Raw genomic sequence first — 11,243 nt, 5'->3', positions numbered from 1 at the left:
ACAACGGCAGGCGCCCGCACTCATCGCTTGACCGCAAGACCCCCGATCACGTCTACTTCAACCAACCGCTTCTCGCCGCGGCATGAAACCGGCAGCCGCTACACTTAGCAATCGCGCGGGGCTGTGCAGATAAACCGAGCCACCTCTGTGCAGACCTGCTGGCCCACTGGTTCGGGCCGGCGGTCACCGAACCCGTTCGCCTGCATGTCGCGGCCAAGCGCTATCTGTGCGCCGTCGATCCAGCATACCAAGCCGGTCTCAGCGCCGCCTCCATCCTCAGCCTTGTGCTGCAGGGCGGGCCGATGGACATCGAAGAGCAGGCCCGTTTCTGCGCGCAGCCGCACGCAGCCGATGCCGTGACGCTGCGTCGTTGGGATGATGCTGCCAAGGATCCCCACTGTGCGGTGCCCCCGCTCGACAGTTGGCGCCCTCTGCTGGCCAGCCTGCTGCGCGTTTCTGCTCAGCCGTAAGCAAAGCCGGTCAACACTGCCGGCAGATCGGCCACGGTATCGATCACCACATGGGCGCCGGCCGCCAGCAGTTCGGCCCGGGCAGCTGCGATACGATCGGCCCGCTCCTCCACTGGAAGCACCGCCAGCGCCTCGGCCGACAGGCCAACGCTGTTGCCACTGGCGGCCACACCCACCGTCCAAGTGCCGGCGCTGCGCCCCTCGGCTATGCCCACCGCAGCGTCGTCCACCTTAACCACAGCGGCGGCTGGCCATACCCCCAGTTCCATCATGTTCTTCCACAGCATCAATGGCGAAGGCCGACCGAAGGCCGTGTCACCGGCGCATACGAGGCAATCAGGGGTATAACCCTGCGCGGCGGCGGCGGGCAGGATATCGGCCATCATTTCCCGCGTGTAGCCGGTGCACGAACCGATCTTCACGCCTTGTCCGCGCAACTGGCGCACCACGTCGGCAGCGCCGGGGATCAGCACGGCGGTTTCGCGTGCGGCGGCCTGCATCAGAGGGGTAATGCGGGCAAACAGCCGGTCACCGTCTGTCACGTCAGGGGTCTTGCCATAGCGCGCGGCCCAGGCGGCAGCCACACGCGGTTGGGCGAGAATGGCGGCGATATGGTCGCGCTTTGCCATCCCCATGTCGGCCCGGGCCTCGGCCTCGCTGATCGGCACATCAAAGCCATCAAACAGCTTGAGCAGCGCCACCACTGGCGCGCGGCTGCCGAAATCGATCATCGTGCCCGCCCAGTCGAACACCACAGCCTGCAGATTTGCGCTCAACAGATTGGCTCCCTATTGCCGAATACGCCGTTCACCGTTTCTTCGGCCAGCGCGAATCCGGTGGAAGCACCGGTGCCACTGGTCACCACCACCAAGTGCACGCCGGGCATCGGTGAGCGCACGATGCTGTGGCCGGCGGCCGAGGCATAGGTGCCGGTCCAGCGTTCGGCCACCGCAGGTGGCGTGCCCAGAACCGCCTCATACTGGCGAAGCATGGCGGCATCGATGTCGGCACGACCGAAGGGGTCAGGTGTCGGGCCATATTCATGGCTGTCACCCACCACCAGGCTCCCATCGGCGCTCTGCACCACAATCAGATGGATGCCCCAACCAAGGGCTTCGGCTTGTTCCTGTTCCAGCCGGGCCTTCAACGCTGCAGCTTCGGGCAGCGCGGCATAGCCGAGGTAGCGGACCAGGCTGAGATCGCTCATGACCGGGGCTGGCAGCCGCCAGCCGGGTGCTGCAAGGCGCAGCATCTGCAGCTTGCAGCGAGTGATTGATTCCTCGGCATAAATCGACGGGAACAGCGAGGCCCAGTCATCGCCGGGGCAGACGAAAATGGCATCGGCCGCGAGCGCTTCACCATTGGCCAACGCGACACGGCCGGTTTCCATACCCACTACGGCGCTGCCGAAACGGAAGCGCACGCCATGCACCTCGGCCAGCCAGGCGGCCAATCGGGGCAGCGCTTCGCGCGATTCGACGCGCAGATCATGTGTGCTGAGGATGGCGCCAGCAGGCGCATGGGCCTGCGGGCAGAGATCGGCGACCGAAGATGGGTTCAGGCGCCGGCACCCTTCTCCCATTTCAGTGGCCATGAAGGAATCGAGGACCGCCGATGATTCAGGGCGCTGCCCCACAACAAGCAGACCTTCCTGATCGATGCGGATGCCAGCGGCGGGTGCCACGTTCCGCCAGATGGCGGCACTGCGCCTTGCCAGGCGCCACACCCGGCCTTGTTCCTGCCCGGTGACGGTGATGAAGCCGAAATTGCGGATGGAGGCACCATTCGCGCGCGCGTCCCGGTCGACCACCGTCACCCGCGCGCCAGCACGTACCGCAGCCAACGCATGGGCCAAACCGACAATACCGGCGCCCACCACGATCACGTCAGACAATCAGGAATCCCCCGTTTTTGGCCGGCCCGGCGCCAGAAATACAGGGCCGAAATACCGGTAAGCACTATAATGAGCACGGCTGCGACATGGGCACATGCGATGAACAAGGGCACCCAGTCCGCGGCAGGGGCAAACAGGCTGCGCCACAGCAGAAGGGCGATGCTGCCCGCATACCCAGCAGTGTCGGCAATGTAGATCAGGAAACCGGCATTGGCCGTTCGGCCCAGCACGGCAATCATGCGATCAAACAGCATGGCGTTGAACGGTAGATAGGCCAGATAAAGCCCTGCACCGGTCAGAATCATCCACGGCATCGGGCCAAGTAGGCCGGCCTGGAAAGCCAATGTGCCCAGCCCCAAAAGCGCGCCGCCCAGCATGATCACCCCGTGCATCGCCAACATTGCCTTCACGTTGTCGCGCACCAGGATCAGCCCGGCAAGTGCACCGAGCGCGATCACCGCCACCGGCAACTCGCTGGCGGAAAACACCGCTGCCGACCCGCCCATGCCCAACGCCGTCCAGAGTTCGGCCGCGAAATTGTCCCGGAAATCGCGCATGGCGGTGAGCACGATATAACTGGCCGTCAACAGCGCCATCGGTAGCCCATGCGCCTGCAGAAAGGCCGCCCGCTCGGTTTTGTCCATAGGGCGGCGCGGTGTTCGCTCAGCCTCGTCGGCGGCCGATGGCGCCGGCATCCGCTCCAACAGCCATAAAGACAGGATCAGCACCGGGAAAAACGGCAGGCCGGTTGCAGCTGGCATCCAATGTTCCGGCACGCCTTCCTGCAATAACAGCGCACCGGCCGACTTGACGACACCAGAGGCCAGGATGAACGCCCCGCACAACATGGCACCCAGAAGTTCGGTGGTGCGCCGCCCTTCCAGATAGCTGAACACCAGCCCCCAGATCATCCCCAGTACAAAGCCGTTCATTAAGATGCAGGCCAGACCAAGCACCGGCGGCAGCAGCGCAAAGGCAATCAGGCAGGCCCATGAAATGCTGATCAGGCCGAAGATGACGCGGGCTCGGCCTATGCGGCCAAATTCAGCCATCACCCTGATGCCAATGAGCTTGGAGGCGGCATATCCCACCACCTGCACGATCACGAGCGCCGTTTTGTAATCAAGGCCGAAGGGGTGAAAGCCGACATCGGTCCAGCTTGCTACGGCCAGCGGTTTGCGGAATGCGTACATGGCAAAATAGGCCGCAAAGGCTGCCAAACCGCCCAGCAGCAACCGCGGCAAACCGCCTGCCATACCAAACCATGGCGGCCCTCGCCCGCGCGATTCTTGCCCCTGCACACCCATGAACATCGCGGTCCATTAAACACGAAGTGCGGCAGAGCGATTACAATTTGGAGACGACGGCTCGATTGTGCGCTTACCAACCTATCCGGCAAAGCCGGCCCGGTATTGTTCCCAAATGGTGCGGCCAAGAAGACTCGAACTTCCACGGCCTTTCGGCCACAACGACCTCAACGTTGCGCGTCTACCAATTCCGCCATGGCCGCACACCAGGGAAATGAAGCGCCTGAGCGCCCCTTCGGCAGATGGCGCGGGTAGCAGGGGAGGGCTTGTGGTGCAAGCCCTTCCCCGCCGCCTTGCAGCCTTAGTTGTATTTCCGCAGTTCGTTTTTGGCGATGGCCGCGCGGTGCACTTCGTCCGGGCCGTCGGCTAGGCGCAGGGTGCGCTGGCCGGCATAGCCACTGGCGAGGCCATAATCCTGGCACACGCCGCCGCCGCCATGGGCCTGGATGGCGTGATCGTGGATCAGGCAGCTCATGTTCGGTGCCACCACTTTGATCATCGCGATCTCGTTGGCCGCGGCCTTATTGCCAACTGTGTCCATCATGTAGGCGGCCTTGAGCGTGAGCAGTCGGGCCTGTTCGATGGCGATGCGCGAATCGGCGATGCGTTCGTGCCACAGGCTGTGTTCCGAAATCGGCTTGCCGAAGGCGACGCGGCTCTTCAGGCGCTTCACCATCTTTTCCAGCGCGCGTTCGGCGGCACCGATGGAGCGCATGCAGTGGTGGATGCGGCCCGGGCCAAGGCGGCCCTGCGCGATTTCAAAGCCGCGGCCTTCGCCCAGAATCATGTTGGCAACCGGCACGCGCACATTGTCCAGAATCACTTCGAAGTGGCCGTGCGGCGCGTCATCAAAGCCGAACACGTTGAGCGGGCGCAGCTTGGTGATGCCGGGTGCATCCAGCGGCACCAGGACTTGGCTCTGCTGGCTGTGCCGCGGGGCGCTGGGATCGGTCTTGCCCATCACGATGGCGATCTTGCAGCGCGGATCGCCCACGCCCGACGACCACCATTTGCGGCCGTTGACGACATAGTGATCACCGTCGCGGCGGATCGAGGTTTCAATGTTGGTCGCGTCCGAAGATGCCACGGCCGGCTCGGTCATCAGGAAGGCGGAGCGGATTTCGCCGGCCATCAGCGGCTTCAGCCACGTCTGCTTCTGCTCTTCGGTGCCATAGGTGCGCAGCACTTCCATGTTGCCGGTATCGGGCGCGGAGCAGTTGAACACTTCGGATGACCAGCCGGCGCGGCCCATTTCCTCGGCCAGCGGCGCATATTCGAGGTTGGTGAGTCCGGGGCCCTTCCATTCGCCCGTGTCGTGATCGCAGATGTTGAGGAACAGGTTCCACAGCCCGGCTTCGCGCGCCTTGGGCTTCAGCTCCTCGATCACCGGCAGCACTTTCCAGCGTTCGCCTTCCTGCACTTCACGGTGGTAGCGCTCTTCGTTGGGGTAGATGTGCTCGTCCATGAAGCCGCGCAGCTTTTCGATCAGGCCTTTGGTTTTGTCGCTATATTCGAAATGCATGGCGCACCTTCCCCGTGTGTGGATTATTGCATGTTGCAGCGCACAGGCTGTCACGCCTGACCCCGCTTGGCCACTGGCAAAAAGGAAAGAGCGGACGATTGCGTAGGGCGGGCCGCTTTTGCTTGCGCCTGGCATCGGGCAAGCTGTGGTCCCAGCACAGGAAACCGGTGAGCCGATGATGAATCTTGTCGAACATGCGTTGGCCGCTGTGCCCATCCAGGCCGTGATCGGCCTCACCACCCGCAACTGGTGGATCGGAGCGGCGCTGGCCTGCGGCTATTTCCTGGGGCGAGAGGTGGCACAGGCGGAGTATCGCTGGATCGAACAGTTCGGCGATGGTTTGCGTGCCAATCTGCCATGGTGGGGTGCGCTGGATGCCCGGCTGTGGGCGCAGCCGGAACAGGTGGCCGATTGGCTTGGCCCGGTACTGGCAACGTCGCTGGCGGCCGTGGTTGCCGGTCGCAATCGCACCCTGGGACGCCGACAGGGATGACAATGGCCCTGCCTTATTCGAGATAGGCCGCCTGCAGCGCCTTTCGCCGGGCCGGGGTCAGGCCGGCTTCGCGTTCGAGATAGGCCTCTACGGTGCCGTATCTTGCTTCAATCTCGGCAAAGGCGCCGGCGAGGAAGGGCGTGCCATCGGCTTCCACCAGGGGCGTGGGCGCGGCGGCTTGCGGTGTCTGATAGCCGGCAAACATGCGCGCCACCGGATCATTGGCAACCACCGCCGGATCCAGCCTGGGCATTTCGAACTGCGGCCGGCGCAATTGGGTGGAAAGCTGATAATCGGCCATGATGGTCGCGCGCGGCACGCCCAGGGCTGACAGGATCATGGCGGTGACAAAGCCGGTGCGATCCTGCCCGGCAGAGCAGTTGTAGGCCAGTGCCCCGCGCTCATTCAGCACGCGATCGAACACCAGCCGCAGATGCGGGGCCAGAAGGGCGGGGAAGCCGCGATAGATGGTGCTGCCATTGCGCACCGCCGCCACACCACTGGCCGGCATCAAGGCCGCCATCGAATAGCCCACCGCATTGTAACGCACCTGTTCGATGCGGGTCGGGGCCAAGCGGCGTTCCTCCGCCGAACGCAGATCGACGAGATTGGCGAGGCGCAGCCGGGCGATCTGGGCCTGATCGGCGGCAGTGAGCAGGGGCTGCCCCCCCGAACGATAGATCAGGCCCCAGCGCACATGCTTGCCGCTGGCGCCCTGATAGCCGCCGATATCGCGGAAATTGGAGCCGGCCTCCAGCGGCAGCAGCCGTTCGGCGACGCGCAATGTCTTGCCCGTGCCGCGTTCCCTGAGCAGCACATAGCGGCGCTGGCCGGCCGGCACGCCGAGGCGATGTTCGCCATCGCCGTCAGCCGCCGAAGCCAGCGGGGCAGAACGGGCGGCCGCGTCCGGCGCGTCGCTCACCAGCACGTCCACCGGCCGGCTGGCCGTCCAGCGCACCAGCAGGGTTTCGGCGTCGATCCGTTCGACGCGGGCGTCGGTCAGCGCATGGGCTGGCGCTGCGGCTAGAAGGCCCAGCGCGATCAGGGCAAGTTGCTTGGTCATGGGATCGGCTTTCGGATCAGAACCGCACCTGGATATCGGCGCCAAAGGTGCGCGGTTCGTTGAAAATGCCATAGGGGCCGGTGGCGGCCTGTGCGGCGACGCTGCGCAGATAGACCTGCTGGCGATTGAGCAGGTTGCGCGACCACAGCGCGATTTCAGCGCGGGTGCCGTTGCCGATTTCGATATCGGTCAGCGCCAGCCGGCCGTTGACCAGCACACTGCGGTCCGAGAAGGTGGCTTCACCCGGCAGGCCGCGCACCGGATCGGCGATATTGGCATTAAGGTGGGCACGCACCACGCCGAAGCCGACATCCTCGTTGAAATCGGCGGCAAAACTGTAGGCATTATCTGGCGTAAAAACGATGAATGGCCGCTGGAAATTATTGTTGTTGAAGGGGTTCTGCGCCAGCGGCAGATTGCCCTTGGTGTGTGCATAGCTGGCTGCGAACGTGAAGCCCTTGATCGGGGCGACAGTGAAATCGATTTCCAGGCCCTGAATGCGGCCGTTCCCGGGCGCATTCACCGTTTCGATGGTGGTGCGGGTCGTGCCAGCCACCAGTTGTGCAGCAAAGTCGATCTGAATGTCGGTGTAGCGCGTGGTGTAATAGGCGGCGTTCAGGCGGGCCTTGTTGTCGAGGAACTCCGACTTGAAGCCAACTTCAAAGGTTTCCACGCTCTCCGGATCGAACGAACGATAATTCACCGAACGCGAGTTGGCGCCGCCGGCGCGATAGGCCGTGCCCCACTTGCCATAGACATGCACATCGTCGGTGGCATCGAAGGCCAGAGTGACCATCGGATCGAAACGGTTGTAGCTGCGATCGAAGGTGAAATTGGTATCGGCGGCGTTCACCTTGAACAGCACGCCCGACCGCTTGTCGTGGGTGTAGCGCCCCCCGGCAGTGAGCTTCAGGCGGTCATCGAAGACCGGCGGCGTGTAGGTGGCCTGGGCAAAGGCGGCATAACTGGTGGCGCGCGCCGTGCTGGCGCGATCCGGGAACGGGGTAACCTGCCCGGCCACCAGCGAGGGCAGCACGGTCAGCGCGCTGCCATCGGCATTCCAGCGCATCGTATTGGGTGCCCAGGCATCGTCGCTGCCCTTTTCGCGGTAATAAAAGAGGCCGGCGACCCAGTTCAGGCGCTCGCTGTTGCCCAGCAATTGCAGTTCCTGGCTGAACTGGTTCTGGACCAGGTTCGCAAGGCTGTAGCGCACCGCATTGGTGTTCGGGCGGAACACCGAGGCGATGATGCCGAAGCCATTGTCGAACTGGGTCTGATCGACTTCGCGATAGGCGCTGATTGAACGGAACTCGACGCTATCGCTGATCTTCCAGTCGAGCGTCAGCAGGTGGCCGTTGGTCTTGCCCACGCTGTCTTCCTGCGGCACGCCGACCAGCGCCGTCTGCGCCCGGCGAGCCTGCACGCGCACCAGCGGCGAATTGGGCGGAGCGTTCGGGCTGCGCGACAGCAGTTGCAGATAATTGGGGGTGGTCGCGTCATAGGAAATATCAAAGGCATAGAGCGCGCTGAAATCGCTCGATGGTCGCCACAGCACCGAGGCGCGCAGGCCGCGGCGTTCGAAGCGGTTGAAATCTTCGGCGCCTTCCAGCAGGTTGTCGATCGTGCCGTCGCGGCGGGTGGCGATGCCGTCCAGCTTGAACGAGAAGCCGTTCCATTCTGGCAGATCGAGATGGATTTCACCGCTGTAGCCGTTGAAGTTGCGGATGCCGCCAAGCACGCGGCCACCGAACTCGCCGGTTGGTTTGCGGGTGACGATATTGACGGCCCCACCCACCGCGTTGCGGCCGAACAACGTGCCCTGCGGGCCCTTGAGCACTTCGATCCGTTCGATATCGAGTAGCGCCGCGCCCAGGCCCTGACTGCGGCCAAGGAAGACGCCATCAACATAAATGCCCACCGTGGCATCGCGGCTGGGCTGGTTGGCATCGAACGGCACGATGCCGCGAATGCCAACCGTCAGCGCCGAGGTGCGCGAGAAGAAGGGCGCGATGCGCAACGACGGGATGCTGCCGTCAGCAAGATCAGCCAGGCTCTGCACCCGGCGGTTTTCGAGATCGGCAGCGGTGGCGACCGAAATGGAGATCGGGGTTTTCTGCAACTTGGTTTGGCGGCGTTCGGCGGTGACGACGATTTCAGTGAGCCCGGCATCCGCATCGGCGGCTGCCAGCGTTTGGGCAAGGCCTGGCGAAGCAAAGGCAAGACAGGCAGTCGTTCCAGCCAGAATGGCGCGCAGCATCATGATTAAGACCCCGACTGATAGGAGGTCTGGTTAGGCAATCCGCATTTCGTCGCCATGACGGTTCGAAGGCGCCACGATGAAGATACAGCGACTCCGGCGTGACGGAATCGTGCCGGTTCAATGGCAGGGGTAGATGGTGCCGGATGAGGGGATTGAACCCCCGACCTTCGGTTTACAAAACCGCTGCTCTACCGCTGAGCTAATCCGGCGCGCTGTTGCGGATAGCCGCTGCGCGCCTCCAACTCAAGTCAGCAACCGTTCTGGCACGCAGGATCGGGGGACCACCAGACGATGCGGGCAATCGTGTCGCCCGCGGCGACGCGGGGATCGGTGGTGATCATGTTGATGCGGCCATCGGCCGGCGCCACCACCGTTTCCAGGCTGCGGCCAAAGGCATCGCGCACTTCGGCGATCGGTTGATCCTTCTTCACCACGCTTCCGATCGGCAGCAGCAGGCGGGCCCAGCCGGGCAGGCGCGCGCGCACGGCAACGATATCATTGGCCACGGTCAGGCCGGCTCGCGGCGGCGTCACCTTGCCGGGCAGCATCTTCATCTCGCGCATCAGGTTTGTGAGGCCGGACTCAGCGCGCGCAATCATGGTGTCGTCGAACATCTCGGGCCGGCCCAGTTCCAGCGTGATTGCCGGCACGCCATCATCGGTCAGCGTGTTTTCCACCGTGCCCTTGTCGCCCTTGTCCATCTTGATGATGTCGGGCGCCACCAGTTCAGCCATGCGGCGGGTGCGCGGCGTGGAGGCAAAGGCATACATCATGTAGGCGGTGCCGCGCGATTGGGTGTGCAGATCGACCGCGCTGTCGGCATTGGGGCGGATCAACCGGCTCCAAAGGCGCCCGGCGAAATCGGCGATGGCTGAGCGGCCTTCCTTGCCGGGCAGTTCGCGGTTGAGGTTGGGCGCGCTGCGGGACCAGTCCGGCGTCCATTGCCGTGTGGATTGCAGCAGGCCAGGGGGATTGAGGCCGGGCACTAGCGTGAGGGTGCCTGCCAGTTGCGCCGGATCGATGCCGTTCGCCAGCCGGTGCAGCACTGCGATGCCGTTCAGTTCATCACCGTGAATGCCCGCGGTGAACAGCAGGCGCGGGCCGGGTTGGGCGCCTTTGACCACGACCACCGGCACTAGCCACGGCTGGCCGACGGGGCTCATCCCGGCGCGGAACCAGAAGCGCTGCACGCTGCCGGCGGCGATGTCGTTCACGTCCAGCCGATCGATGATGGTGACGCCGTCCAGGCTGCCGGCTGCTTCGGTGGCGGCCAGCGTCGGTGCGGCGACCAGCAGGGCAAGGGCGGCAGTCGCTGCGCGCATCAGGCGTCGCCGGGGGCCGATGCGACGATGCGCAGGGCGTGAATGCGATCAGGCGCGACCAGATCGCCCAGCGCGGCATAGACGGCGCGTTGGCGGGCAATGCGGCTTTGCCCGGCAAAGCTGGCGGCGCTGATCTTCACGGTGAAATGCGATTCGGCATCGTCGCCGCGATGACCGGCGTGGCCATGATGCTGGTGGCTGTCGTCGATCACCTCCAGATGCGACGGTGCCAGCGCGGCCATCAGCCGGGATTGGATTTCTGCGGCAACCTTGCCCATATCGTCTCCTGTCGAGGCCGTTATAGACCGGGCAGACAGAAGGACGACAGATATTTCAAGCCAGAGCCAACCACGTCACAGCCGGTGGCACGGGCGGGTGGAAACCCCCGAGCCGCAGGCCTGTGGCTGGCCGGGCTGTGCCGGCAGTGGCGAATTCCGGGCGCCGCGGTCCAATCGGGTCCCGGGCGATGTCGGCGGTTGGCAATATCTGTGCCTTGATCATGTCCGCGCGTTCAACGCCGGCTATAATTATTTCGACGGCCTCTCGCCCGATGAAATCCATGCTGCCCAATCGCCACTGGCCGGGTGGGAGAAGGATCTGGTGCGCGGTGGCCGCATGGCCTTCACTTTTGGCGATCCGCACGGGCTGTTCGATGAACCACTGCGGGCAAAGGCGCCTGTTGGCCGATGGGCCGAAAAGGGCGATGCCCAGGCGCTGGGCACGCTGGGACTTGACCGCAACGCCACCGCGGCCGACGTCCGCCGCACCTATCGCGAGCTCGTGCGCCGCTACCACCCTGACAGCAATGGGGGGGACAGAAGCCACGAAGGGAAGTTGCAGGCGGTGGTCAACGCCTTTACGCACCTGAAGGCAGCAGCCGGATACAAGACGGAGTCGAACAACTCGTGAGCG

The 11,243-nt window shown here is 64.3% G+C and carries 11 protein-coding genes and 2 tRNA genes; 3 read left to right on the top strand and 10 right to left on the bottom strand.

Translation table 11 applies throughout. The features are described 5' to 3' along the window. Nucleotides 1-302: 302 nt before the first annotated feature. The gene (locus Q7O19_RS08740; RefSeq protein WP_303809967.1) at nucleotides 303-470 is read left to right on the top strand and encodes a hypothetical protein; all 168 of its coding nucleotides are present in this window, start codon (nucleotides 303-305) and stop codon (nucleotides 468-470) included. On the opposite strand, the gene phnX is transcribed toward Q7O19_RS08740, so the two are convergent. From phnX to Q7O19_RS08715, 5 genes are all read right to left on the bottom strand, one after another. After that, a complete protein-coding gene (gene phnX / locus Q7O19_RS08735) occupies nucleotides 461-1,246 on the bottom strand; it encodes a phosphonoacetaldehyde hydrolase (protein ID WP_303809966.1) in 786 nt (261 codons plus the stop codon). The two genes, Q7O19_RS08740 and phnX, sit on opposite strands and share 10 nt — an antisense overlap. After that, nucleotides 1,243-2,355: a TIGR03364 family FAD-dependent oxidoreductase gene (locus Q7O19_RS08730; RefSeq protein WP_303809973.1), complete on the bottom strand. Its 1,113-nt coding sequence runs from the start codon at nucleotides 2,353-2,355 to the stop codon at nucleotides 1,243-1,245. Before Q7O19_RS08730 ends, phnX begins: the two co-directional genes overlap by 4 nt. Then, entirely contained in the window at nucleotides 2,352-3,557 is a 1,206-nt protein-coding gene (locus tag Q7O19_RS08725) for a DUF5690 family protein (RefSeq protein WP_303809965.1), read from the bottom strand. The genes Q7O19_RS08730 and Q7O19_RS08725 overlap by 4 nt, the downstream gene beginning before the upstream one ends. A 230-nt stretch (nucleotides 3,558-3,787) precedes the next feature. Next, nucleotides 3,788-3,874 (bottom strand) — tRNA-Leu (locus tag Q7O19_RS08720). 98 nt (nucleotides 3,875-3,972) lie between these two features. Further along, nucleotides 3,973-5,193 (bottom strand): acyl-CoA dehydrogenase family protein, encoded by a 1,221-nt coding sequence (locus tag Q7O19_RS08715; protein WP_303809964.1) that lies wholly within the window; start codon nucleotides 5,191-5,193, stop codon nucleotides 3,973-3,975. A gap of 175 nt (nucleotides 5,194-5,368) precedes the next feature. On the opposite strand from Q7O19_RS08715, the gene Q7O19_RS08710 reads away from it, so the two are divergent. Then, a complete protein-coding gene (locus Q7O19_RS08710) occupies nucleotides 5,369-5,686 on the top strand; it encodes a hypothetical protein (RefSeq protein WP_303809963.1) in 318 nt (105 codons plus the stop codon). 13 nt (nucleotides 5,687-5,699) lie between these two features. Here the strand turns inward: Q7O19_RS08710 and Q7O19_RS08705 are convergent, their stop codons facing one another. The 5 genes from Q7O19_RS08705 to Q7O19_RS08685 form a co-directional block, all read right to left on the bottom strand. Next, the gene (locus Q7O19_RS08705) at nucleotides 5,700-6,749 is read right to left on the bottom strand and encodes a tyrosine-protein phosphatase (protein WP_303809961.1); all 1,050 of its coding nucleotides are present in this window, start codon (nucleotides 6,747-6,749) and stop codon (nucleotides 5,700-5,702) included. A 16-nt stretch (nucleotides 6,750-6,765) separates the two neighbouring features. Then, nucleotides 6,766-9,009 carry a TonB-dependent receptor gene (locus Q7O19_RS08700; protein WP_303809960.1) on the bottom strand — a complete coding sequence of 748 codons (2,244 nt, stop codon included), beginning with the start codon at nucleotides 9,007-9,009 and terminating at the stop codon, nucleotides 6,766-6,768. A 134-nt stretch (nucleotides 9,010-9,143) separates the two neighbouring features. Continuing rightward, a tRNA-Thr gene (locus Q7O19_RS08695) sits at nucleotides 9,144-9,218 on the bottom strand. Between the two features lie 39 nt (nucleotides 9,219-9,257). Then, a complete protein-coding gene (locus Q7O19_RS08690; protein ID WP_303809958.1) occupies nucleotides 9,258-10,331 on the bottom strand; it encodes a succinylglutamate desuccinylase/aspartoacylase family protein in 1,074 nt (357 codons plus the stop codon). Next, nucleotides 10,331-10,609 (bottom strand): BolA family transcriptional regulator, encoded by a 279-nt coding sequence (locus tag Q7O19_RS08685; RefSeq protein ID WP_303809956.1) that lies wholly within the window; start codon nucleotides 10,607-10,609, stop codon nucleotides 10,331-10,333. The genes Q7O19_RS08690 and Q7O19_RS08685 overlap by 1 nt, the downstream gene beginning before the upstream one ends. A 97-nt stretch (nucleotides 10,610-10,706) precedes the next feature. On the opposite strand from Q7O19_RS08685, the gene Q7O19_RS08680 reads away from it, so the two are divergent. Continuing rightward, nucleotides 10,707-11,240, top strand: coding sequence for a DnaJ domain-containing protein (locus Q7O19_RS08680; protein WP_303809955.1), 534 nt, complete (start codon nucleotides 10,707-10,709; stop codon nucleotides 11,238-11,240). Nucleotides 11,241-11,243 lie beyond the last annotated feature (3 nt).

Source organism: Sandarakinorhabdus limnophila DSM 17366, assembly GCF_945882885.1.
Classification (GTDB): Bacteria; Pseudomonadota; Alphaproteobacteria; order Sphingomonadales; family Sphingomonadaceae; genus Sandarakinorhabdus; species Sandarakinorhabdus limnophila_A.
Note: the sequence above shows the minus strand (reverse complement) of the source record. Positions and strands in the feature narration are given on the sequence as shown.